Genomic DNA, 24,934 nt, shown 5'->3' with positions numbered 1-24,934 from the left:
GTATCTTTTTGAAAAGATAAAATTACAAAAATCTAAAATAAATTAGGCTTTATATGAAGCCGATTTTAAATCCTTTTTAAAAGGAGCTTTTAATTGATATAGAATATCTTCAGATTTTTCTGCGTCTAAAATATCAACACCATAAATAATATCTTTAGTGTCTTTATATATAAAGGTTCCAAAAATGCGATCCCAAAAAGAAAAGATATTCCCGAAGTTGGTATCGGTCCAAGGCATTACATGATGATGATGAAATTTATGGGTATTTGGCGAAATAAAAACATAACTAATGGTTTTGTCTAGCCAAAGTGGTAATTGAATATCTGCATGCGAAAAATAAGTAAATAGTACCGTTAAAATACGATACATTAAATAATAAGAAACGGGCAAACCTGCAATGAATACACCAATGAGGGCAAAGGTTTCTCTAAAAATAAAATCGATAGGATGATGTCTGGTTCCTGACGTTACATCTACATGGGTGTCGCTATGATGTACCGCATGAAATCGCCACATAAACGGCACTTTATGTAGTAAAAAATGCACAAGATATTGCGATGTGAAATCTAAAATCATAATTGCTAAAATAATTTCTACCCAAACGGGCCAATCTACCCAATTTAGCAACCCAAAATTGGTGGTTTCTATCCATAAGAAAACACCTACAGTTATAATCCCAAATAGTACATTAATAAGTAGGGTAGAGATTAGTAGAATCAGGTTTGTTTTAGCATGTTTCAATTTGTTATATGGATGTTTTTTTAGAGGATAAATGCCTTCTAGCATCCAGAATAAACAAAGGCAAGCAACCACCCAAAGAAATTTCTGTAGGCTTGTTAAATTTTCAAAAAAAGTGACTATTGAATCAATCATTTGAGTTAAAATTAGTCTCTAAAATTACTAAAAAAACTTTAACAAGATCTTAAAAATCATTCATTTTTTAAAAGTTACCTTTGATAGATTTAAAAAATATATTGTATGCCCCGTTGGTTAATTCCACTTCTTATTTTAGTTACCTTAATCATTGCTATAGAAATTTATACGTTTCAAGTGTTTAAAACAATTTCTAAAAGTGCGCTGATAAGGTTTTCTTTTTTAGCCATAAGTGTTGGTGTGTATCTCTATTTTTTGCTTACCATTTTAACGTATGATAGAAGTCAAGGTCAAACCCCGCAATTTCAGCTGGCAATGGGAATTTTGTTAACTTTTTCTATCCCAAAATTAGTCATTATTTTGGTGCTGTTTGGCGAGGATGCCTATCGAGGCGGATTAAAATTAATGTCTGCAATTTCTAGTGAAGAAACACAATCTTTGGTGGGTAGAAGAAAGTTTATTTCTCAAGTAGCATTGGGCTTAGCCGCGATTCCTTTTGCGTCTTTTATTTACGGAATTGTACAAGGAAAATACAATTATAAAGTCATAAAGTATCAATTAACTTTTGATGATTTGCCAGAGGCGTTTGATGGGTACACGATTACGCAAATTTCAGATATTCATTCTGGAAGCTTTACGAATAAGAAAAAAATACAATACGGGGTTGATTTAATCAATGAGCAAAAATCTGATTTAATGCTATTTACGGGTGATATTGTAAATAATAAAGCAGATGAAATGGATAATTGGTTGGATGTCTTTGATAAATTAGAAGCCAAAGAAGGAAAATATGCCATTCTAGGAAATCATGATTATGGAGATTATATGGATTGGAAAAATCCGCAAGACAAAATAGACAATTTCCAGAAAGTAAAAGATATTCATCAAAAAATTGGTTTTGATTTATTGTTGGATGAGCATCGATATTTAGAAAAAGGAGGGCAAAAAATTGCATTGATTGGTGTTGAAAATTGGGGAAGAGGCTTCAATCAAGCTGGAGATTTACAGCGGGCATCAGCAAAAATAAAAAAAGAGGATTTTAAAATATTAATGTCTCACGATCCTAGTCACTGGGAAGAAAAAGTAAAAAATGACGATTTTAATTATCACCTTACGTTAAGTGGACATACGCATGGTTTGCAAATGGGCATTGAAATTCCGGGTTGGTTAAAATTTAGTCCATCACAATTTGTTTATAAACAATGGGCAGGATTGTATGAGGAGTATGGCAGATATGTGAATGTAAACAGAGGTTTTGGGTATCATGCTTTTCCTGGACGCGTTGGTATTTGGCCAGAAATTACGGTCATAGAATTGAAGAAGTCCTGATCCTCAGCTTATTTAATAAGATTTCTTATATTTGTTTTAAAGAAATATATAGAATTTATTTTTTCCTTTTAAAAACATTGTATTATGAAAAAATTTGGAGAATTGATTGGTGCAGATACCCTTGTTTTAATTGACTTTTATTCAGATTGGGATGAGGATGAAAATAGTCTTGCTATTTTAAGAGAAGTTGCTGCTGCTTTAGGGGATACTGCTAAAGTAATTAAAATAGATATTAAGAAAAATGAAACTTTGGCAGATGCTTTGCGTGTAAAAGGAAATCCTACTTTTATGATTTATAAAAATGGCGAAATGAAATGGCGCCAAACAGGTATTCAAGATGCGGAGACTTTAATTGGTCTCGTACACCAATACGCTTAACAGCAACTTTATTCTATTTCTTACTATGAATCGTTTCTTTTTGATTTTACTTTTTATCAAAAAAGTACCGAAAAGAAATTTGTTTAATTGTTTTTAACTTCAATTCATCAAAAAATAATTCAATTTTTTGTATCCAAATAATACACCCAAATTCGTATTCTTAGACCATTTATTGCTCGAAATTACCGTTATGAAATGCGCCTTTTCTTTTCTATTTCAACTAAAAAAGAAACCATTACTAAGGCTATTTTTTAGTATTATAAGAAAAAAGAATCATTTTCTTTTTCAGTAATTTCAAACAATAACGGGTATTATTATTCTTCTTGAGGCATAATATGCTCAAATAAAGTTAAGGTATCATTAAACTCATTTTCTAGTTCTCTTACAAAATTTTCATCTGTATCATATTGCCTTACTTGGTCTACAATACCTTTGTATAAGTATCTAAAAGTCATGTCGAATTCCTCAAAAATCATATCGAAATCTGTTACAGAAAAAGTACTGAACCATACTAACTTTTCCTTAAATAAACGAATTAAGTTTTCAGCAGTTTCTCTTGCTTTTTCCTGTTCCCCAAGTTTGTAATACATTTCTGGGTAATCCATGGATAGGCTGTAGTGATCAAAATCTTCGATGGCTAACTTGTCTAGAGAAAAATCTAAAACTTCAATCGCTTTTAAGGTGTCTCCTTCTATGGCGAAAGCCTTAGATAAGCGCATCAAACTATTTCGTAAAGAAATTGCATTTCGTTTGGTTTGTTCATCTAAATAAATTTTACCGTCGTTAATATTCCTCCAGTCCCATTTTTGTATGTTTTTATACATTTTTTCTGGATCAATTCTACCAATATCAAACAAAGTTAGCTCTCTTTCTAACTGTCCGTTTTTGTTGTATATTTTAGTAGGAGTTCTAATCGGCACCAATTTAAACGCAACACCATCTAATTGTAAATAATCTTTAAGCCAAATATATTCGCTATCGGCATTAGAGCCCCCTGTAAAATATATAGGGCGTTCCCAATTAAAATTATTTAAGATATCTAACATTAAAATAGTGTTTTTTCCGAGCGCTCTATCAATAGTAATATCAATATAAGGCACAATTTTATCGGCATCTTTTTGTGCTACAATTCCATATTTTAGAACATTTTCTTTGTTAACAGGAATTCTAATTTTATTTGTTGGTAATATTTTTTCCGGATTCCCATCATCATCTAAATCATAGAAAGTTCTTTTACTATCGCTACGGATCCATTTCATATAATCATCTAACTCAAGTACAGAATCTTTTAATTGAGGAAATAATTCAGCGAAATAATAAGCAACATCTAAGGTGCCGTATTTGTATTCATCATGCGTTAATTGCGATGGAATAGGAGCCGCTTTGTAACTAGCTCTTTTCATTTGGTCTATATACCAATCTGTTTGAAAGAGGCTCGTATTTACCAATTTTATATCGGTTCTAATGCCTTCTACCTCTTGCATATACCAAAGTGGGAAGGTATCATTGTCACCAATGGTAAACATAATGGCGTTGGGATCGCAACTTTCTAAATATGCCTGTGCATTTAATCGTGTTGTGTATCTGTTAGACCTATCATGGTCGTCCCAGTTTTCAAAGGCCATTAAAGAAGGTACTGCTAGTAAACACGTTAACGTAATGCCGAGTGCTATTTTTCTTCTTGATCCTAAGTATTTTAAATATTCATATAAGGCAAGTACGCCGAAACCTACCCAAATGGCAAAAATGTAGAAACTCCCAACAACGGCATAGTCACGTTCTCTTGGTTCAAAAGGTTTTGGGTTTGTATAGAAAATAATGGCAAAGCCTGTAAAAGCAAAAAAGAGAAATAGCGTAAAAAAGTTTTGCTTATCCCATTTTATTTGAAAGAACAACCCAATAAGACCCAATAAAAGTGGTAGAAAATAATACGTATTTCGTCCTTTGTTGAGTAAAACTTGCCAAGGAAGCTTGTCTTGAGAGCCTAATCTTGCTTCATCAACTACATCAATTCCACTTAGCCAGTTCCCGTTAAAAATATCTAAATTTCCTTGAATATCATTTTGGCGCCCAACAAAATTCCACATAAAATAACGGCCATACATATACCCAAATTGATAGCTAATCATAAACTTAATGTTCTCAGCAAAAGTGGGTCTACGCTTGCTATTGGCAGGGATTCCTGCAATAGTCTTATACATCTTTTCTGAAGCAGGATTCACCATTCTTGGGATAAACCCTTTGTGTTTGTCCGACCAATTTGGTAAAACATCTTTATAATTGTTTACAATTACATATTTACCGTCTATTTGCTCGTATTTTGGTTTGTCGTCTCTGGTGGGATTATTAGCATCTTGCTCTCTATTATACGTATTTGAATAATAGGTATCATAAAAAACATTGGCATCACCATACTGTTCACGTTCATAATAGGCTAATAATTCACGTGCACTTGACGGATTGTTTTCATTAATCGTAGTATTTGCATTGGCTCTAATCGGCAACATTAACCATGATGAAAAACCAATCATGATAAATAATAAGGAAAGGATTAACGTGTTTGCCGTTAATTTTTTCTTTTTTCTGGTGTAGTTTAATCCAAAATAAAATAAAGCAATTAAAATAATAGCGGCAATGATGCTTCCTGAATTATAAGGCAATCCAATAGTATTGATAAAAAACAATTCTGACGCACTAAAGAATTTTAGCGTAAAAGGGAAGATGAATTTAAATACTAATAATAAAACAAACACAGAAATAACTGTAGCGATAGCAGTTGTTTTTAGGTTGATATTTTTGTATGTTTTAAAGAAATATAACATTACAATGGCAGGAATTACCAATAGAGAAAGAATGTGAACGCCGAAAGATAAACCGACCACAAAACTTATAAGAACTAGCCATTTGTGACCTCTGGCCATATGCATTTCACTTTCCCACTTTAGACCTAACCAAAATAATAATGCCATTAAAAAAGAAGACATTGCATATACTTCGCCTTCTACAGCACTAAACCAAAAACTATCAGAAAAAGTATATGTTAAAGCACCTACTAAGCTACTGCCTAAAACAGCAATCCGTTTTCCTTTAGAGATGTTTCCTGTTTTTGCAGAGAGTTTTAAGGCTAAATTAGTAATCGTCCAAAACATAAAAAGTATGGTAAATGCACTAGCTAAAGCAGACATAAAATTGACCATTTTACCAATTTCAGCTTTATCTGTAGTAAACATAGCAAAAAATGCACCCAACATTTGAAAAAGAGGCGCTCCTGGCGGATGCCCAACTTCTAGTTTTACAGAGGTTGCTATGTATTCACCTACATCCCATGCGCTTACTGTTGGCTCTAACGTTAAAGTGTAGGTAATTAAAGCTATTGCAAATGTTACCCATCCTAAAATGAGATTCCACTTTTTAAAGTTTTCTGATGTCATAAAATTGATAATAATCTGTGGGCGAATTTACTAATAAATATACTAAAAAGTAGGTGATACCTTTTTTTCTGTTTAGAAAACACCTCATAAAATTTTGTTAAAGATAAAATTTATTAAAAAATGTTTGTATAATTAAAACTTTCGATTAAATTTGCACCCGCATAAAAGCATTGGCCTATGGTGTAATTGGTAACACACCGGTTTTTGGTACCGACATTCAAGGTTCGAGTCCTTGTAGGCCAACAAAAGCAACTTTTAATCTATTGATTATAAGTTGCTTTTATCTTTTTAGGGCATTTCCTGTGTCGGTTTTTGTGTTGATTATTATTTTATTTCCTTACTAGAATTTATAGCATAAAAGAATAAGATAGTGAGCATATGGAAGGCTATCATCAATTTTTTCATAGCAATTTACCCACCTTTTCACGAAGTGATTTTTAAAAAATAAAACTTGTTTATAAAAGATAGTAAAGGCAAAAAAGATCGAAAGACTATTTTATCTGATCATCTTTTACAACTATTGAGAAGCTATTATAAAAATGAAAAACCCTCTTAGTGGCTTTTTGAGGGTCAGACCGGAGGAAAGTATAGCACTACTAGCGTTCGGGCTACCTCTAGAAAGGCCGTAAAAGAAACTGATTCCAATCCTTGGGCAACCGTGCATACACTTCGCCATTCTTTTGCCACGCATTGCATTGAAGACAATATAAACTTAAGATATTTACAAAATATGTTAGGACATAGCTCTCCAAAAACAACAGAAATCTATACCAAAACCATTCATATAAATAAAAAAAACATAAAAAGTACTTTGGATAGTTTACTAGAAAAGACTAGTTTTAAAACGTAGAACATATGTGCGATATATCAACAATGCTCATATACAATTGTTGTACGTAATTTAATCCCAGTTCCAAAAGTCACATTACATCTCTCTTTCCAAGCTATATGTCATATGAATGACGTATCAAATACATTGCTTAAATTTGATAGAAATTAAAGATTGATTTAATCTTGCATCGAATTTCAAAGAAATGAAACAACCCCAATTAGGAAAAAAAATATTAGAGTTAAGACTTGATAAAGGATTAACGCAAACTGAACTGGCTGAAAAGTGCAATATAAGCTTAAGAACTATTCAAAGAATAGAGTCTACAGAAGTTACACCAAGAAGTTATACGCTTAAGTTAATTTTTAAGGTTCTGGATTTTGATGGTTTTAGTTCTTCAATAAAATCAGAAAACTCAAATAATTCGAGAAAAAATGTAGTTAGAACTATCCTTATACTTTTAACGACTTCTATTGTTTCTATTCTTATTTTCAAACTTGTCATTAACTCTAATAAACAATCAACCAAAGAAGTAACTGAAATCATACATAATAATCAATCAAACATAAAAAAATGGATGAACAACAAACAAGTTGATTCAGTACTCACAATATATAATGATAATGCTTGTATTTTAAATTCAGTATGTGGAAAGATTCAAATTCGCCAAATGATGAATGACATTGTGAATAATGATTATGAATTAATTGAATATAATTCTATATCCATAAATGTTAGTGACACCATAGCTGTAGAAAAATACAAGAACACTTATAGATACAAAGGAAAAGTTAGTAATCAAATAGGTATTACAGAATGGCATTTTAAAAATGGAAAATGGCTGATTACAAATGATGTATTTCGCGATTAACAAACTACCAAAAACAAAAACATGAGAGTAAAACTATTCTTTATATTGTCCTTAATAATACTTACACAAAGTTGTGAAAATGCAGATTATGAAAAGAATAAAGAACTCTACTTGCAAGAACAATTAGAATTTGCGAAACCAATATCGAATTTTATTAAAGGAAATAAGTACCCATTATATATTCTAAACCAAAATGATTTTACACAAAAGATAGATTCATTACAGTCCATCTTTACTCAATATCTTGACAATAATAAAAGTAAATTGGACAAGAAAACCTTTAATGAGGAAACTGTATTAATTAAATTGGTATTCGACAAGTTTATTTTAGAATACCCTGAACTTCACAAAAGATATACAGGTGAAAAAATTTCCCTATCTAAAACAAATCAATCTAAACTGAACCAGAACTTAAAAATCTTTAACGACACAAGTTTTTTTTCAACTAGAGAGTTAAAAGAATATATAACTTCACACATTCAAATTGAATCTGATAAAAAATTAGGAAGCGGTGTTTTTAGCAAATCAGACAATCAGCAATTACGAGCAGACTGGAGTGTTATAGACAAAATATTCACCAATAGTAAAATCAGTGATTTTTGGAAACACAAATATCTAGACTACCATATTAACAATTTTGGAATAAAAAATATAGACAAAATTTATTCTAGTTTTATTGCCTCTTGTAAAACAATTGAATATAAAAAAAGTATTAGCAAAGTTTATAATTCTCATAAAATGGGAAGAGATAATCACCTTATAGAAACCTATAAAGAAGTAGATGGTTTTAAATTAGATATGCATTTGTTTATACCAAATTCTGAGGAATTCAAAGGAAAGCGACCTACAATAGTAAAATTTCATGGAGGTAGTTGGTCTGAAGGGAAACCTGACTGGTTTTTTAGTACAGCAGAATCATACGCCAAACAAGGCTGGGTAGTTGCTGTTGTTGAATATCGAATAAAAGGAAGGCATAATACTTACCCCTTTGAGTCTGTTAAAGATGCTAAATCTGCAATTCGCTGGATAAGAGAAAATGCGGAAAAATATAATATAGATTCTAATAAAATTATTGCCACAGGAGATTCAGCTGGAGGTCATTTATCTTTAGCAATAACACTTATTGAGAATTGGAATGAGAGTACAGATAATCTGCGAGTAAATGCAGTGCCTAATGTTATCATAGTAAATGCAGGAGTTTATGATTTAACAACTAGAGAAAATAGATGGATTACTGAACAGTACGAAAATAAAGAAATAGCCAAAGAAATTTCACCAAACCATTTATTAAAAAAGAGTCCTATTAAAATGCTTTTAATTCATGGAGAAAAAGATAGAAATTGTCCTTATGAAATCGCAGTATCTTTTCATAAAGAAATGAAAAAATTAGGAAATGACATCCAGTTTCATACTGTGAAGAATGCTGACCATTGGATATGGTTTGGTAAACACTCTGCAGAAGTTTCAAAAATTACAAGTGAATTTATCAGAAGTCTAAACTTTTAAAAACTACGTACAACAACGTGTATAGTCAATTGCTTGGTGATCGCCTACTTGGAAATTCCTTCGCAATTTCCTCTGGTTCGTTTTCTTTTGCTAACTTAGTTCCTAGCCTACGCAACTAACCATACACAATACCGTTGTGGGTAATGCTCAAAAAACTTCAAAATTAATATAAAATTCGTATTTTTATAAAATGAAATCAGAAGTAATAAAATCATTATCAAATACATTCGAGGACCATTCTCAAACGACTGAAAATGGAATTGAATTTTGGTTTGCTAGGGACATACAGCACTTATTAGGCTATTCTGAATGGAGAAATTTCCAAAAAGTAATTGTTAAATCAAAAATCTCTTGTGAGATAAGTGGTAACGAAGTTTTAGACCATTTTGTTGACGTCAACAAAATGGTTAAACTAGGCTCTGGAAGTCAACGGAAAATTGATGATATTATGTTGACAAGATACGCTTGTTACTTAATAGCTCAAAATGGAGACCCAAGAAAAGAACAAATAGCATTTGCTCAAAATTACTTTGCTATACAAACTCGAAAATTTGAGGAAATTGAGAAAAGGATAAAAGACTGGAAAAGACTACAGGCGAGACAAAAACTAACATTATCAGAAAAAGAACTTTCTGAACTAATTTACGAACAAACTGGTAACGATAGGAATTTTGGATTAATAAGAAGCAAAGGTGACCAAGCCTTATTTGGAAAAACTACCCAACAGATGAAAAACAAATTGGGATTACCTAAAGGAAGAGCACTTGCTGACTTCTTGCCAACCATAACAATAAAAGCAAAAGATTTTGCAACAGAAATAACTGTTTTCAACACAAAAGAAAAAGGACTTTCAACTGAAAGACAAATTTCTGCAGAACATATTACAAACAATCGTGGAGTCAGAAACATTCTATTAAAACGAGGTATAAAACCAGAGGAATTACCCGCAGAAGAAGATATTAAAAAACTTGAAAGAAGAGTAAGTTCTGAACCGAAAAGACTTGGGAAAAATCCAGACAAATTAAACTAAAATGCACTACACACAATAACTAAGCATATGGCGTGCCGATAGGCCAACGCTATATGCCTTGTTGACTGATCCATTGCTAAGGATAAGGGGTAAAACGACGGTTTGGGTTTGGGTTTTAAAAGGAGTGTGACTGGGGAAAGTAGAGTATTTTCAATAGTTCTATTGCATACAAGCTATTTATGATGCGCTTTTTTTAATTTTTAGTCCTTCTAGATGGCATTTTAGGTGTCATTTTTTGAGTTTAGGCAGTAGTATCCTGCATGGGCACATTGCCATTTGGGAGTGTAATTTAAACTCTGTCTGATAATTTTTCCGTTTTAAAAATAGTTTGATTTTTTCTCTTTGCCAACTTACGAAAATCCTCGTGGATTTTTCTTGGTTCGGGTTTTATTTACTTGCTTTAGTTCTTAAACCACGCAAATTTCCTTACACAAACAAGTTATGTGCAATTTGGTTACGTTACCAATATTTGGTACATTTGAGTAAAATTATAACCAAAATGGGAAAAAATACATCAATATCACTTGGAAATCATTTTGAAGACTTTATCAGAGAAGAAGTAAATTCTGGTAGATATGGTTCGGTTAGCGAAGTAATTCGTTCAGCATTACGTTTGTTAGAACGGGAAGAAAAAAAGGAAAGAGAATTGATTAAAGCTCTCGAAGTTGGAGAAAATAGCGGATTTGTTGAAAATTTTGACCCGAAACAAAACCTGTCTGAGTTACATCGCCAACACTTATGAGTAAAAACAAATATCAAATAAGTAAACAAGCTATTGATGATTTAAATGATATTTGGGTTTATACTTTTCACAAATGGTCTAAAGAACAAGCTGATAGATATTATGACTTAATAATCGGAGAGATTGAATTTATTGCGGAAAACTATCTATTTGGAAAATCCGCAGAACAAACTCGAAAAAACTATCGAGTAACGAAAATCAAATCGCATCTGATTTTTTACAGAAAAGTGGAAAATGAGATTGTAGAAATCGTTAGAATTTTGCATCAGAGAATGGATATTAAAAAACGACTGAAATAAAAAACGCCTTAACTAAGCATATAGCGTGCTGATAGGCTAATGTTATATGTCTTGTTGACTGATCTGCTCCTAAGGATAAGGGTGAAAACGACGGTTTGGGTTTTAAAGAAGTGTGATTGGGAAGGAGAGCGTTTTTAATATTTCTGCTGCATTCGAGCTATTTATGATGCGTTTTTTAAATTTTTAGTCCTTTTAGATGGCATTTTAGGGGGCATTTTTTGAGTTTAGGCAGTAGTATCCTTTATGGGCACATTGGCATTTTTTTACTGTTTGTATTTCAATGTTTTACGTCGGTTACCTTTTTAGAATCTTTTATAGGGTCTTTACTATCGAATGTTAACAACGTGATTAAGACTCCTTTTTTACAACTAGGGCAGCAACGATGTACCGATTTTTCTACCAAGACATATTCTTTTAAACTAAAGAATAACGTTACCCAACATTCGATAAAAAAACCTTCAGAATTCAATAATTAACTCCACAAAACTGGAATTTTGGCTTTATTTTTGAGGAAAGAATTCTAAAAAAATGAAATACGCCTTATTCTTCACATTCCTTTTTTCTATTGTTTTTTTTGAAAATACATTTTCTCAAGAAAATAATTTTAATGACATTATTCTCAAAGTTATTCAAAAAAACGGTCTTAGATTTTTAAAAAACAAGAATATCAATTCTGTTTCTGTTGGCGTCTATAAAGACAATCAATTTTACACAGAGCATTTTGGAGAAATCGTAAAGGGTAAAGGTAATTCACCAAACAACGAAACTATTTATGAAATAGGTTCTGTATCTAAAACCATTACAGGTTACCTTGTAGCAAATGCTATCTTGGAGGGGAAAAATTAAATTGGAAGATGATATCAGGATATATTTAAAAGGTGATTATTCGAATTTAGAATATAATGACAAACCAATTATCATAAAGAACTTACTTACACATACGAGTGGATTGCCCATGTTTCTTCCATTGCATATGAATGGTGTATTTGAAAAATTAAATGAAAGCGTACCTGAAGTATATTTGGAATTAGAAAAGTCTTATGCTAAGGAAAAATTCTTGGAAGATTTAAAGACTATCTCAATAAAAACAGAACCAGGAACTAATTATTCTTATTCTAATGCAGGGGCTGAATTAATTGGTTATATATTAGAAACGGTCTATCAAAAAAGTATTGACGAGTTGCTAAAAGAAAGTTTCTCTAGCAAATACGAAATGATAAATACTTGAATCAAATTAGACTCAACACAGAAGAAAAAACTAGTCCGTGGATATTGGATAGATAATGAAGTCTAATCACCTAACCAGTTCAATTCGCTTTGGGGAACAGCAGGCGGAATGAAAATGACAATTATGGATATTTTGAGATATGCCAAATTACAATTAAATAGTAAAAATCCAATAATTTCTGAATCTCACAAAGCTCTTTATGAGGTGCCTAGTTCCTTGCAAATAGCTTATTATTGGCGAGTTTGGAAGGATAAATACGGTACTTCATACAGTCATCACGGTGGCACAAGTGGCACTCAAAATTCGTTATTCATTTATCCAAAATATAATTTAGGGATATCTGTTATCACGAATCAAAGTGGACCGAAGACATCAAAATTATTAAGTAAAATAGTAAACAAAACACTCAAGGATTTAATTAAGAAATAAAATCGGGTACAATCAAAATACTTTTACCTTGATAAAAAACGGTGTTTTTAGAACTTATTTTTGAGACTAAATTAAAGTGGTTAGCTTTTTCGTTTGATCTCTTTAAAGATATCGCTTTATACCTTTTTTTAATAATACTTAGCATGAATTATTGGTTAATTGCCATCGGTTAAAAAGTACCAACAATTCTAAGTCCCGTAAATTCTGGTGAGAAACTCGGAGTATAATTCAAGGAAATCTTTTTTTGCTTTTTTCTATCTAGAATACCTCTTGCTTTCCAGCTGCTTCTTACAACAGATCGGCCTATTAAGGTACCAACAAGTCCGCCAACAACCATATCACTAATCCAATGGTTATGAGATTTTACATTATGGAAAAAAACAGCAGTCATTATGCTATACGGCACCCAATAATTATCGTACTCCATCTGAATTACTTTTGCCAAAGCAAAATAGGCAGTTACATGCATAGATGGCAATGCTGTTCCTGTTGGGTCTGAAAACAAAATTGTATTTCTCCTTCCGTTAAAAAAATCCCAATTATTATTTGTCCACTCATTCGGATTTATGTTATTTCGTCCATCTACGGTTTGTGAATTTAAAGGTCGGAAAGGTCTGTTTCTACCAAAAATAGTTTTTAAAGCAATCTGTGTTACCAGCGTAGAATATGCTAAGGCCTTAAGAGAATTTAAACCGGCAAATTGACCTTTTTCATTGTTACCAAGTAGAGAACCAACATACAAACCGATAATAGGATAGGTAAGATAAGCATTGCTACCTTGAGTCCAATTTTCTCTAGTTCCTTTTAAAAAATCAGGTGTGATATTTGGTAATCTATAATCTATATTGGGTTCAACATAATTTTGCCAAGCTTTTGTTGTGATTTTATCGGTTGCTATCAATCCTAAAATACCGGCAGCATAAAATCCTGTCTTTTTCCAATCATCTGAAACCTCTTTTCCTAAAAAAACGAAATCGCTTGGTACAGTGTTAAAACTAGTTTTAAAAACATACCCAATAGTTTGAAAATGATTTTTCTTTTGAAGGTTATTTTGAGACAAAACCGTTAAAGAAAAGAAAAGTAGGAAGCAGTTTATAAAAAATCTCATGTATCCGTTTTTATTTTTAAAGTAAAATTACAATTAATCATCAGAATTATTTGAGAAAAAATAAAGGTTTTTCTTCTCAGACATTATTTTATCAATTGCTTTGATTGCTGTTTTTAGGCGTACTTTTTTATCATCTTTTAAGAGCAAATACGGTCTATTATGTTTTTTTAAAGCGTTCTCAAAAGCATGAAACATTTCTAATCGTTGTCCAGGTCTATCTCGCAAGTCGTCTTCTTCCCAAGGGGTATCTATGTAGGTTAAAAGATAGAGATCGTAGGTGTTTTCTTGGGCAGCTTTGTCTAGTTTTTTATCTACAAAACCTCCGTAATATTCTTCTGAATAGACTTTAGTTTCTAGTAAATCTGTATCGCAAATTAGAATTTTATCAGCTTTTTTTGCTAATTTATTTTCTAATTTCATTTGCCCAATGGCAATCGGAATTAAATCTGCGGCTTCACAAGTTTTACGTTCATTATTCCATTTTTTTTGCAAATAGTCTCGAGCAAATTCTGGCGCCCAAACAGTATTGTAATGACGTGCTAAATGACGAGAAAGTGTCGTTTTCCCTGTAGATTCTGGTCCAAATAAAACAACTTTTACGAGGTTAATGGGGTCTTGTGTAAGCTTTTTTTCCATGTTAAATAGCCAAATATTGCGATAAAGGTAAATCCTAAATATTGAAAACTTGTAAATGTAAATCCTTTATAAAAATATAAAGGTATAGAAATGAGGTCTCCAACAATCCAAAAGATCCAGTTTTCTACTTTTCGTTTTGCCATAAGCCACATCCCCACAAAGAAAATAGCCGTAGTAAAAGTATCTACATAAGCAACCCAAGAAGTCCATTTTTCAAAATAGGTATATACTAAATACACAAAAATTAAGGTTGCTAAAAAGATATAACTAGCCATATATTTTTCTTTTTTTGTGATCGTAGAAATGGGTGTTACCTGTGTTTCATCTACCTTACGCGTCCAAATATACCAGCCATAAACACTCATTATAAAATAGTAACCATTAATCATCATATCACCTAAAAGCTGCCATTTTAAAAGTAAATACACAAAGATGATGGTGCTCATCATCCCTGTTGGAAATACCCAAATTTTATTTTGTTTGGAAAACCAAACGGATAAAAAACCAAAAATTACGGCAATAATCTCAAGTGCTGTGTCTAGGGTTGAGTATTCTTTATATTGACCAAAAAAGAAATCAAAAGTTTCTGACATATTTTATTGATGTTGAAGCTCCAAAAGTAAGAAGTTATTCCGTGTTATAGATAAAAAGTAACTTGTAATATATCTCTGATTATGAAAGCTATAACTGTATACTTTAAACTTGATATTTTGTAACTTTTTTAATAAGCATACACGCAAGTAAAGTTTTCAAACTCTAAAAACTCAATATTGTACATAGCTTCCTCTCCGTTAAAACGAATAGCTCCAGTGGTTTTTTTATCCAAGAACTTGAAATCTTCAATATAAATATGATGCAAGAAGCGCAGTTTTTTCTTTCCATAAATTTTATACAAACTCTCTTTCGCTCCCCAAACAATGGTTAGTTTGCTAATTAAAGCATCAACATTTGCAATTGTTTTATACTCTTCAAAAGGCGTAAATTTATGGGCAATTTTTAAAATTTTTTCACGTTGTTTTTCAATGTCAATACCAACAGGTAAATCATCAGAAATAATAATAGCTGTAAAGTTAAAAGAATGTGTAATAGAAATAAATTTACCGTCTTTTAAATGTGGTTTACCAAATTCATCGTAGACTACATCGGCATCTGCATAGCCGGTTTCTTTTAATAAATGTCTAATACTTAAAAATCCTTTTTGATGCAATTCAGATTTCATGGAGTTTAAACGTTTTGAATTGTTTGTGGTCAAAATGATTCCTTGACGCAATTCGTTTAAAGATTCTTCGATTTTCCAGATGAAAACTTTGGTAGATAAACTGATAGTTAATGTTTTGTAAAGAGCCATATTTTTTAAATTCTATGTTGTAACTTTGCAATCGCTAAAAATAGAACATAAATATACATAATATGAGTACAAAAACAGCTTACGTGCCATTTAAAGTTAAAGATATTTCTTTAGCTGATTGGGGAAGAAAAGAAATTGAATTGGCAGAAGCAGAGATGCCTGGTTTAATGAGTTTAAGAGAAGAGTATGGAGATGAACAACCTTTAAAAGGTGCAAGAATTGCAGGATGTTTACATATGACCATTCAAACAGCTGTTTTAATAGAAACCTTACAAGCTTTAGGAGCAGAAGTAACTTGGAGTTCTTGTAATATTTTTTCTACTCAAGACCAAGCCGCTGCTGCAATTGCTGCAACAGGAACCCCAGTGTATGCTTGGAAAGGAATGAATGAAGAGGAATTTGATTGGTGTATTGAGCAAACTTTATTTTTTGGTGAAGACAAAAAGCCATTAAATATGATTTTAGATGATGGTGGAGATTTAACAAATATGGTTTTAGATCGTTATCCAGAATTGGCTGCAGGAATCAACGGGTTGTCAGAAGAAACAACAACTGGAGTGCACAGATTATACGAGCGTGTTAAAAACGGAACATTGCCAATGCCAGCAATAAATATTAACGATTCTGTTACAAAATCGAAATTCGATAATAAATATGGTTGTAAAGAATCTGCAGTTGATGCAATTCGTAGAGCAACCGATATTATGTTAGCAGGAAAACGTGTAACGGTTTGTGGTTATGGAGACGTTGGTAAAGGTACAGCCGCTTCTTTTAAAGGTGCAGGTTCTATAGTTACCGTTACAGAAATTGACCCTATTTGTGCATTACAAGCTGCAATGGATGGGTTTGAAGTGAAGAAATTAGAAACTGTAGTTGCAAATTCTGATATCATTATTACCACTACAGGAAACAAAGGAATTGTTCGTCCAGAGCACTTCCAAGCCATGAAAGACAAAGTAATTGTTGCAAATATTGGTCATTTTGATAATGAAATTGATGTTCCTTATTTAAATGCAAACAGCGAAAAAGTTGAGATTAAGCCACAAGTAGATAAATACAATATCAACGGAAAAGATATTATTTTATTGGCAGAAGGACGTTTGGTAAATTTAGGATGTGCAACAGGGCACCCAAGTTTTGTAATGTCTAACTCATTTACAAACCAAACTTTGGCGCAAATGGAACTTTGGAACAACGCAAAAGCATACAAAAACGAAGTGTATATGTTGCCAAAACATTTAGATGAAAAAGTAGCGTATTTACACTTGGCAAAAATTGGTGTGGAATTAACAGAATTGAGCAAAGACCAAGCAGATTATATTGGTGTAACTCAAGCGGGTCCTTTTAAGCCAGAGCATTATAGATACTAAATAGTTTTTGGTTGGTAGTTTTGGTAATTACCAAAAACCTTAAATTATTCTGTCATTCCTACTTTTGGACTTCATTCAAGATAAACTCTGGCAGGAATCTTATCATAAAATTAGTAGACCCTTTCATTAATTTGAGAGGGTTTTTATTTCGAGTAATTTTTATTTAAAAATTGTATTAAGAAATTGGGCATTTTAACAAACTGAAATTTATTTTTAGCGAAGTCAAATAGCCACTCGCTTTTCGAGAAAAACCGTGAGACTTCAAACAGGCCGTTCAATCCTTAACGCGAGTTTCAGATTCTAAAAAAAAGCATCTTCTTATTTTAAGTATTGCTATTTTTGCCCAAACTTTAGCAGTAATTAAAACAACCAAGCTTCTTATAATGAAGAATTCAACCGCAATTTTTTATATGATCTTAAGTGTCATCGCATTCGCTATCATGAATGGGATTGTAAAATATTTAGCTAATTTTAGCGCGTATCAAATTGTTTTTTTTAGATCTATAGGGACTTTGCTCTTTACAATTCCGCTTATCATAGCAAAAAAAATACCGTTTTTCGGAAACCATAAAAAATGGTTACTCTTAAGAGGGGTTGCAGGTGTAGTTTCGTTAACATGCTTTTTTCAATCTTTAAATTATTTATCTATAGGCACCGCAGTATCCATGCGCTATACATCTCCAATTTTTGCAGCTATTTTTGCATTTATTTTTTTAAAAGAGAAAATAAAACCGATGCAATGGTTGTTGTTTCTGGTTGCATTTACGGGGGTTCTAATTATTAAAGGATTTGGGACAGATATGGATTCTACTGGATTAATTTTAGTCTTTTTATCTGCAATTTCTTTAGGTATAATTTTTGTCGTGATTCGTAAAATAGGCAATACCGAAAACCCATTAATCATCATTAATTATTTTATGATGATGGCATTCTTGTTTGGCGGAATAATGTCTATAAATAATTGGATAGCACCTAATTTAGTAGAATGGTTGCTTTTATTAAGTTTAGGTTTTTTTGGTTATGTTGGGCAATTATATATGACGAAAGCACTGCAATCTCGTGAAACCAATCTCATTGCTCCTTTAAAGTATTTAGAAGTTGTTTTTATGATTTTTATTGGGACTTTTTGGTTTGGTGAAATTTATAATTTATGGACTTTATTTGGTGTTTTTTTAATATTGATAGGATTGGTTTATAATATTTACTTAAGTAGATGACAAAAAATTAGGTAGTTCCTATTGTTTTAATTTCTTTGAAATGTAGAATTAGTATTAGTACTATTTTTAATGGCTACATAGGTTTTATCCACTTTAAAAATAAGTGGAATTTTCATCTGAAATACTGGAGTGTTGTTTTAAGGTGATATTTAAATACGTAGTTGCTGGATATTTAATGATATGTATTTTTGTCATTTATTAAGAAAATGTACAAAAAATAAATACTTAAAAATATCAATTTTCTAAAAAAAAAGACATTTCATATGTTTTACTTTTTATAAAGTTTTAGGCAGAAGAAGTTGCTCCTCTAAAGCTGAAATTAAAACCTTTACATAATCTTTCAGGCTTTTTTCTGCAGAAGTAGGACTTGAAATATCGATATATCCTTTCCATACCAATTCACGATCTTTAGTAGGACAAATACAAAATAAAGAGGTTTCTGCGTGGTATACCTTATATTTATCATAGTATTTATGATTATAAAATATTTCTTGATGTTCGTAGTAGTCTTCTTTAAATTTAAGGTTTAAATATTTACTGTTTTTAAAGGTGTTTGAGTACGCTAATTTTGTTTCAGAACCAATGAGTTTGGTAAATAAAATGGCATCAAAATAATTAGCTGCTAAAATATTTTCAATGGTTTGTAACTCTAAAGCGTTTACTTTCTCACCTGTAAAACTTGGTTCAAAGACTTCTAAACTTATAACAGCTTCAATGCCTCTGGCTTCAAACTCTTTTTTAAGTCGTAATTCAAATTCTTTACGGGTATTAATATTAGGAGTCATGCCAACGATTAAAACTTTAGATATATAAAGACTCTTTATATCAGGATTTTTCCATTGCTTAACAAGCTTTGTACTACTGCAATGTATCATGATTAAACAGACTAAAAATAAAAAAATAGTGCTTAATTTTTGTTTCATTATTGTTGCGCTAGTCTTATTTTTTCTGGGGATGATTTTAAATCATCTGTAACCATTTTAAAGAGGGTTTTTTTAAACTCTTTATGTTTCAAAAGAAAATCATCCATTGCTTCAAATATTTGTTGGTGCGTTTCTTTATAAATTTTTTCCTCTCTTATTTGATTTACATCATCTATTAATAAATTTAAATTATTGACGTGTTTAGAAATAATCCAAATTAAAATAGTGCACTCTTCTTGTAGTTCGGTTAAATCATATAGAATTCTTTTAATTTTAAAAAGCTCTTTAGATTTTATAAAACTTGCAGCAAATTGATGAAAAAGATGTTGAAAAAAATGTTGCTCATCTTTTATGAAGTACAACTCTGAATTCCAGTTTTTAGAGGTTTCATATATTTCATCCGCAGAAAACCATTTAAGATATTTTATATGCCATTTTTGATTTTTCATGTGATTATTTTTTAGATTAATTTTATGTTGTTATAATATTTAATTTTAATAGAGAACTATGCCATAAGCGTCGTTTAACAAAAATAATCCCACAAAAAAAAGCAGTACATACAAAACCTGTATAAACTTAATATTGAAGATTGTAATCCATTTTACCATTATTTTAGGAAACGTAAACAAGGCTACTCCCAGAATAAGGGCTAACCAACCAAAAAGAGTTACTAAAAGCGAAATATGGGGTTCCCAAATGTTATGAGATAATACATTTAGTAAGCCAATTATAATTGCTAAAAATGAAATAAGAATTGTAAATTTCTGATCTTTTAAATCTTCAATAATTTGTCTTGTTCTTTTAGGATTAAATGTCAAAACAAAAAAGAAAATAACACAGTACCATCCCCAAAATTTTAATAAGAATAAAGAAATATCCATGATCTTAATTTATTATAAAGCAGCAAGGTAGGGCAGATGTAGGAGGTAAATTATGATATATATCAGTAATTGCGATAAAATGCGATACTAAATTTCTTAAGCTATTTATAGAAAAGTACAAAAATCCTGAATTTTAGTCTTCTTTATTCGTTTTAAAGGATACTTTTTTATGCAAGTATAGAATTAAATATGGAGATAAGTTGATACCATTTATCATTTTAAATTACTGTAATCTTCAACAAAAACAAGTATTATCCTAGCCAACCATCTCGATCTAAACTTCTATATTGTATGGCTTCGGCGATATGATCTGGAGAAATATCTTTAATATTTGCTAAATCGGCAATGGTTCTAGAAACTTTTAAAATTCTGTCATAAGCTCTTGCAGAAAGGTTTAATTTTTCCATGGCAGTTTTTAAGAGTGATAAACTTTCAGGAGATAATTTACAATATGCACGAATTTGTTTTACAGTCATTTGTGCATTGTAATGAATGTTTTCGGAATCTTTAAAACGTTCAGATTGAATTTCTCTTGCGGCTGTGACACGTTTTCTGATGTCAACAGAGGATTCTCCTTTTCTTTCTTCGGATAATTTTTCAAACGGGACAGGCGTAACCTCGATATGGATATCAATCCTGTCTAATAAAGGTCCTGATATTTTACTCAAATAACGCTGCATTTCTTGTGGAGAGGAGGTCATTGGCGAATTTGGATCGTTAAAAAAACCACTCGGACTTGGATTCATACTCGCCACTAACATAAAGCTGCAGGGATAGGTAACCGTAAATTTTGCTCTAGAAATCGTAACATCTCTATCTTCTAAAGGTTGGCGCATTACTTCTAGAACTTCTCGTTTAAACTCTGGCAACTCATCTAAAAAGAGCACACCATTATGAGAAAGTGAAATTTCTCCAGGTCTTGGGTATTGACCGCCACCTACTAAAGCAACATTAGAAATTGTGTGATGCGGACTTCTAAAAGGTCTTTGATATAACAGTCCATTATTTTTAGTTTTACCAACTACAGAATGAATTTTGGTAGTTTCTAAAGCCTCATGCAAAGTCATTGGAGGTAAAATACTGGGCAATCTTTTTGCTAACATGGTTTTCCCAGAACCTGGAGGACCAATTAAAATAATATTATGTCCGCCAGCAGCGGCAATTTCCATACAACGTTTTATAGATTCTTGTCCTTTTACATCCGAAAAATCAAATTCTGGAAAGTCGATGTTTTTATAAAACTCTGCCCTTGTATCTACAATTGTTGGTTCAATTTTTGTCTCACCACTAAAATGATGGATTACTTCTAAAATATTTTCTACGCCTAAAACAGTTAAATTATCTACAATGGCAGCTTCTTTGGCGTTTTCTTTTGGTAAAATAAAATATTTAAAACCTTCCTCTCTGGCTTTTATCGCCATTGGCAAAACACCTCTTATAGGTTGCAAGCTTCCGTCTAAAGAAAGTTCTCCCATCATAATGTATTGATCAATATTTTCTGATTGAATTTGACCTGAGGCTGCAAGAATCCCCATAGCCAAGGTTAAATCATAAGACGCACCTTCTTTTCTAATATCGGCAGGTGCCATATTAATAATAATTTTTTTTCCGGGAAGTTTGTAGTTGTTATTATTTAAAGCTGCAGAAATTCGATACGAACTTTCGCTTACAGCTTTGTCTGGTAAGCCTACCAAATGGTAGCCAATTCCTTTATCAATGTTAACTTCAACAATAATTGTAGTCGCTTCAATTCCAAAAACAGCAGAGCCGTAAACTTTTACAAGCATTTTTTTTGTTAAAGATAAAAAAAAATCTTTTAAAAATAACAATCCCTTGGTTAGAAACCAGGGCAAACGCATTAAAAACCATAATAATTGTATTTATATTTTCCATTTAAATTATTGTAAATCAATGATTTATTTATTGTTTTTGTTGTTTTAAAATTGTATATTACATTGATAATCAGTAATTTATATATTTTGAAAACAACAAACAAACTTAAGACCATATTTGGTCAAATACCCGATTTTAGACGCTCACACAAGCAGCTTTACGATTTAGAAAGCATCCTTGTTATTGGAATAATTTCAGTGATTTGTGGTGCAGATAGTTGGAATGAAATGGAAAACTATGCACAATCCAAAGAAGAATTTCTGCGTACATTCCTAGATTTACCTAATGGTATCCCTTCTCACGATACCTTTAACCGTGTGTTTTCTAATATAGATAGCGCACAATTTGAATCTTGTTTTATAACTTGGGTGAATACCTTAGCAGAGCTACAGCCCAAAGAAGTTATAGCTATTGATGGTAAAACAATTAGAGGCGCTAAAGCTAGTGGGAAAAAATCTCCAGTCCATATGGTTAGTGCTTGGGCTAATGAGAATAATCTAGTTCTTGGTCAGGTTAAGGTATCGGAAAAATCAAACGAGATTACTGCCATACCAATGCTATTAGAAGCTTTATCTTTAGAGAACACCATCGTAACGATCGATGCTATGGGCTGTCAAACAGAAATAGCCTCAGCCATTATAGATAAAAAAGCCGATTATATTTTAGCTGTAAAAGGCAATCAGCCTAAATTACTAGAACACATTGAGGATGAATTCAGGTTTGGAAAAACAATAGAAACCAATACAACTGATGACTTAGATCATGGACGCATGGAAACGCGAAAATGCAGCATTATAAGCAACTTTCATTTCATACCTGAAAACAATAATTGGTGTAAGCTAAACACGATTATAAAAATAGAAAGCACAAGAGAATTTAAAAACTCAGAGAAACCTATAGAAACAGCAGTACGTTATTATATTTCAAATTTAAAAGCAAATCCCCAAGACTTCCAAAAAGCTATTCGCTCATATTGGACTATTGAAAACAAGCTACACTGGACTCTAGATGTCGCTTTCTCTGAAGATGCTTCTAGAAAAAGAGCTGGTAACGCAACTCAAAACTTCTCTATACTTAACAAAATAGCACTTAACTTATTGAAAAACGAAAAATCAAGTAAAATAGGGGTTAAGAGTAGAAGAATGAAAGCAGGATGGGACAATCATTACCTAATAAAAGTTTTGAACCTGATGAAAGTTTAATGCGTTTGCCCTGGGTTAGAAACGATCATTAGAAAAAATAGCATTTATTTTTATGCTCAAGAAGAGGTTGTATAGTTGTAAAAAAGGAGGTTATTTCCTCAGGTTTCGCGCCACCAATGACCAAAAACATGGAGGTTTAGATTTTATGCTGAGAGGTGTTTTATAGTCTCACTAAAAATTAAAGAAAGCGCATCATAAATAGCTTGTATGCAATAGAACTATTGAAAATACGCTACTTTCCCCAATCATACTTCTTTTAAAACCCACACCCAAACCGTCGTTTTACCCCTTATCCTTAGGAGCAGATCAGTCAACAAGACATATAACGTTAGCCTATCGGCACGCCATATGCTTAGTTATTGTAAACTGTTTAGTTGTTAAAACATCTAGGATCAAATGGATATGGCTCAGTATTTATTATTTTAATCTTAGAAAAATCTGAATGTTTTGGGTTTATAATATAATTGAACTCTCCTTTAACAACTACACTGGGTACTTTTAAAACAGGATATAGATTTTCATTGACAAACTCATCCCCGATATTTTGACTTTCAGGTTTAGAGGGTAGAGAATTCCATCCTTTTGGAAGTTTTTTTTCGTTGATGTTTAATGTTTTTAGAGAATTAGGTATTTCTATGTCTACCATATGATAGTCACTTGGTAAAATACCCAAAGAAATATGTACAGCAACTTCACTGTTTGCAAGTGCTCGAGTTTGTGCTGTATAAATCACTTCTGTACCTTTTGAATTCCATCGTTGACCATTCAGGGATGCACCATAGCCTAAAAGCTGATCTTTATATTTCTTACGAATTAATCTGTAAACTATCATTAAACAAAAATTCCGTGTTCAATTCTGTTTAATTCAGCAATGACCATATCTTTGCCATAAGATGAATCTAATAAGTCAATTGGTTTAATTTTCCCTAGAGCCATTGAAGGTGTTTTAAGCCAAATCATAAAATGTTCAGGGCTGTCAAAAACTTCATTACCTAAACTAACAACTTCGGCAAGTTCAAATATTTTTTCGCTTTGTATTTGTTTAAAGATATGTGTTTTTACTTTCTTATACCTTTGAAAGGTTCGTACGTTAATATCTAAGAACGAAGACCACTGTTTGTCATCAAAAGGAGAGTTGGATTTAATTTCACTAAATAAAATGTTAGGAACTCCTCTTTTGACTGCGTTTGCAACAAGTAGTTTATCTCTTAAGAATCGAGTGTAGGTTATTTCTTTAGTCTTTAGGTCTTTGCCTCTCTTAAAGTGCCTAACGAATACCTTTAATTCACTATTTTCTTTTAATTTTTTAGCTGTTAAAGTTTTCTCCATGTGAAATATTTTTTAGAAGTATAAATATACGACATTTATGCTTTCTATAACGACAAATATACAGATAAAGTTTAGAGAAGGA

Annotated in this window: 23 protein-coding genes, 1 tRNA gene and 3 pseudogenes; 14 read left to right on the top strand and 13 right to left on the bottom strand. The window is 31.7% G+C overall.

Annotated elements, in window-relative coordinates:
• Positions 1 to 42: 42 nt before the first annotated feature.
• Entirely contained in the window at positions 43 to 873 is an 831-nt protein-coding gene (locus K8354_RS14755) for a sterol desaturase family protein (RefSeq protein ID WP_223442086.1), read from the bottom strand.
• Between the two features lie 105 nt (positions 874 to 978).
• On the opposite strand from K8354_RS14755, the gene K8354_RS14750 reads away from it, so the two are divergent.
• Both K8354_RS14750 and K8354_RS14745 read left to right on the top strand, forming a co-directional pair.
• A complete protein-coding gene (locus K8354_RS14750; RefSeq protein WP_223442069.1) occupies positions 979 to 2,202 on the top strand; it encodes a metallophosphoesterase in 1,224 nt (407 codons plus the stop codon).
• An 84-nt stretch (positions 2,203 to 2,286) separates the two neighbouring features.
• Positions 2,287 to 2,580 carry a thioredoxin family protein gene (locus K8354_RS14745; protein ID WP_223442066.1) on the top strand — a complete coding sequence of 98 codons (294 nt, stop codon included), beginning with the start codon at positions 2,287 to 2,289 and terminating at the stop codon, positions 2,578 to 2,580.
• 314 nt (positions 2,581 to 2,894) lie between these two features.
• Here the strand turns inward: K8354_RS14745 and K8354_RS14740 are convergent, their stop codons facing one another.
• The gene (locus K8354_RS14740; protein ID WP_223442060.1) at positions 2,895 to 6,011 is read right to left on the bottom strand and encodes a glycosyltransferase family 117 protein; all 3,117 of its coding nucleotides are present in this window, start codon (positions 6,009 to 6,011) and stop codon (positions 2,895 to 2,897) included.
• A 171-nt stretch (positions 6,012 to 6,182) separates the two neighbouring features.
• Between K8354_RS14740 and K8354_RS14735 the strand changes: the two genes are divergently transcribed.
• The 7 genes and pseudogenes from K8354_RS14735 to K8354_RS14705 all read left to right on the top strand — a co-directional run bounded on the left by K8354_RS14735 (position 6,183) and on the right by K8354_RS14705 (position 11,288).
• A tRNA-Gln gene (locus K8354_RS14735) sits at positions 6,183 to 6,254 on the top strand.
• A 325-nt stretch (positions 6,255 to 6,579) separates the two neighbouring features.
• Positions 6,580 to 6,861, top strand: a pseudogene (locus tag K8354_RS14730) (tyrosine-type recombinase/integrase); the annotation flags it as partial.
• 184 nt (positions 6,862 to 7,045) lie between these two features.
• Positions 7,046 to 7,711 (top strand): helix-turn-helix domain-containing protein, encoded by a 666-nt coding sequence (locus K8354_RS14725; protein ID WP_223442056.1) that lies wholly within the window; start codon positions 7,046 to 7,048, stop codon positions 7,709 to 7,711.
• Between the two features lie 21 nt (positions 7,712 to 7,732).
• On the top strand, positions 7,733 to 9,217 hold the full coding sequence (locus tag K8354_RS14720; protein ID WP_223442053.1) for an alpha/beta hydrolase: 1,485 nt from the start codon (positions 7,733 to 7,735) through the stop codon (positions 9,215 to 9,217).
• A 190-nt stretch (positions 9,218 to 9,407) separates the two neighbouring features.
• A complete protein-coding gene (gene dinD, locus K8354_RS14715) occupies positions 9,408 to 10,247 on the top strand; it encodes a DNA damage-inducible protein D (protein WP_223442049.1) in 840 nt (279 codons plus the stop codon).
• Positions 10,248 to 10,746: 499 nt separating this feature from the next.
• Positions 10,747 to 10,989, top strand: a complete 243-nt coding sequence (locus tag K8354_RS14710; protein WP_223442046.1) for a type II toxin-antitoxin system ParD family antitoxin — start codon at positions 10,747 to 10,749, stop codon at positions 10,987 to 10,989.
• Positions 10,986 to 11,288 (top strand): type II toxin-antitoxin system RelE/ParE family toxin, encoded by a 303-nt coding sequence (locus tag K8354_RS14705; RefSeq protein ID WP_223442043.1) that lies wholly within the window; start codon positions 10,986 to 10,988, stop codon positions 11,286 to 11,288. Before K8354_RS14710 ends, K8354_RS14705 begins: the two co-directional genes overlap by 4 nt.
• Positions 11,289 to 11,551: 263 nt before the next feature.
• Here K8354_RS14705 and K8354_RS18920 read toward each other — a convergent pair.
• A pseudogene (locus K8354_RS18920) lies at positions 11,552 to 11,685 on the bottom strand (IS91 family transposase); the annotation flags it as partial.
• Between the two features lie 131 nt (positions 11,686 to 11,816).
• Here K8354_RS18920 and K8354_RS18630 point away from each other — a divergent pair.
• The gene (locus K8354_RS18630) at positions 11,817 to 12,134 is read left to right on the top strand and encodes a serine hydrolase (RefSeq protein ID WP_254713025.1); all 318 of its coding nucleotides are present in this window, start codon (positions 11,817 to 11,819) and stop codon (positions 12,132 to 12,134) included.
• Positions 12,109 to 12,945: pseudogene (locus K8354_RS14700) on the top strand (serine hydrolase domain-containing protein). Before K8354_RS18630 ends, K8354_RS14700 begins: the two are co-directional and overlap by 26 nt.
• 169 nt (positions 12,946 to 13,114) lie before the next feature.
• Here K8354_RS14700 and K8354_RS14695 read toward each other — a convergent pair.
• The 4 genes from K8354_RS14695 to K8354_RS14680 all read right to left on the bottom strand — a co-directional run bounded on the left by K8354_RS14695 (position 13,115) and on the right by K8354_RS14680 (position 16,037).
• Positions 13,115 to 14,053 carry a phosphatase PAP2 family protein gene (locus K8354_RS14695; RefSeq protein ID WP_223442040.1) on the bottom strand — a complete coding sequence of 313 codons (939 nt, stop codon included), beginning with the start codon at positions 14,051 to 14,053 and terminating at the stop codon, positions 13,115 to 13,117.
• A gap of 33 nt (positions 14,054 to 14,086) precedes the next feature.
• Positions 14,087 to 14,689 carry an AAA family ATPase gene (locus K8354_RS14690; protein WP_223442037.1) on the bottom strand — a complete coding sequence of 201 codons (603 nt, stop codon included), beginning with the start codon at positions 14,687 to 14,689 and terminating at the stop codon, positions 14,087 to 14,089.
• Positions 14,650 to 15,282 carry a nicotinamide riboside transporter PnuC gene (gene pnuC / locus K8354_RS14685; RefSeq protein ID WP_223442034.1) on the bottom strand — a complete coding sequence of 211 codons (633 nt, stop codon included), beginning with the start codon at positions 15,280 to 15,282 and terminating at the stop codon, positions 14,650 to 14,652. Before pnuC ends, K8354_RS14690 begins: the two co-directional genes overlap by 40 nt.
• 128 nt (positions 15,283 to 15,410) lie before the next feature.
• On the bottom strand, positions 15,411 to 16,037 hold the full coding sequence (locus K8354_RS14680; RefSeq protein ID WP_223442032.1) for a 4'-phosphopantetheinyl transferase family protein: 627 nt from the start codon (positions 16,035 to 16,037) through the stop codon (positions 15,411 to 15,413).
• A gap of 62 nt (positions 16,038 to 16,099) precedes the next feature.
• Here K8354_RS14680 and ahcY point away from each other — a divergent pair, with 62 nt between their 5' ends.
• Positions 16,100 to 17,407, top strand: coding sequence for an adenosylhomocysteinase (gene ahcY / locus K8354_RS14675; RefSeq protein WP_223442022.1), 1,308 nt, complete (start codon positions 16,100 to 16,102; stop codon positions 17,405 to 17,407).
• Positions 17,408 to 17,790: 383 nt separating this feature from the next.
• Positions 17,791 to 18,624, top strand: a complete 834-nt coding sequence (locus tag K8354_RS14670; RefSeq protein ID WP_223442019.1) for a DMT family transporter — start codon at positions 17,791 to 17,793, stop codon at positions 18,622 to 18,624.
• Between the two features lie 275 nt (positions 18,625 to 18,899).
• On the opposite strand, the gene K8354_RS14665 is transcribed toward K8354_RS14670, so the two are convergent.
• The 4 genes from K8354_RS14665 to K8354_RS14650 form a co-directional block, all read right to left on the bottom strand.
• Positions 18,900 to 19,409 carry a hypothetical protein gene (locus tag K8354_RS14665; protein ID WP_223442016.1) on the bottom strand — a complete coding sequence of 170 codons (510 nt, stop codon included), beginning with the start codon at positions 19,407 to 19,409 and terminating at the stop codon, positions 18,900 to 18,902.
• A gap of 137 nt (positions 19,410 to 19,546) precedes the next feature.
• Positions 19,547 to 19,996, bottom strand: coding sequence for a hypothetical protein (locus K8354_RS14660; protein WP_223442013.1), 450 nt, complete (start codon positions 19,994 to 19,996; stop codon positions 19,547 to 19,549).
• A 45-nt stretch (positions 19,997 to 20,041) separates the two neighbouring features.
• Positions 20,042 to 20,428: a hypothetical protein gene (locus K8354_RS14655; RefSeq protein ID WP_223442010.1), complete on the bottom strand. Its 387-nt coding sequence runs from the start codon at positions 20,426 to 20,428 to the stop codon at positions 20,042 to 20,044.
• Positions 20,429 to 20,679: 251 nt separating this feature from the next.
• Positions 20,680 to 22,215: a YifB family Mg chelatase-like AAA ATPase gene (locus K8354_RS14650; protein ID WP_223442006.1), complete on the bottom strand. Its 1,536-nt coding sequence runs from the start codon at positions 22,213 to 22,215 to the stop codon at positions 20,680 to 20,682.
• A gap of 192 nt (positions 22,216 to 22,407) precedes the next feature.
• On the opposite strand from K8354_RS14650, the gene K8354_RS14645 reads away from it, so the two are divergent.
• Positions 22,408 to 23,523: an ISAs1 family transposase gene (locus tag K8354_RS14645; protein WP_223441990.1), complete on the top strand. Its 1,116-nt coding sequence runs from the start codon at positions 22,408 to 22,410 to the stop codon at positions 23,521 to 23,523.
• Between the two features lie 370 nt (positions 23,524 to 23,893).
• Here K8354_RS14645 and K8354_RS14640 read toward each other — a convergent pair whose 3' ends face one another.
• Both K8354_RS14640 and K8354_RS14635 read right to left on the bottom strand, forming a co-directional pair.
• Positions 23,894 to 24,355, bottom strand: coding sequence for an RES family NAD+ phosphorylase (locus K8354_RS14640; RefSeq protein ID WP_223441988.1), 462 nt, complete (start codon positions 24,353 to 24,355; stop codon positions 23,894 to 23,896).
• Positions 24,355 to 24,852, bottom strand: a complete 498-nt coding sequence (locus tag K8354_RS14635) for an Xre family toxin-antitoxin system antitoxin (RefSeq protein ID WP_223441986.1) — start codon at positions 24,850 to 24,852, stop codon at positions 24,355 to 24,357. Before K8354_RS14635 ends, K8354_RS14640 begins: the two co-directional genes overlap by 1 nt.
• Positions 24,853 to 24,934 lie beyond the last annotated feature (82 nt).

Source organism: Polaribacter litorisediminis (genome assembly GCF_019968605.1).
In the GTDB taxonomy this organism is placed as follows: Bacteria; Bacteroidota; Bacteroidia; order Flavobacteriales; family Flavobacteriaceae; genus Polaribacter; species Polaribacter litorisediminis.
This window is presented reverse-complemented; position numbering and strand designations above follow the sequence as displayed.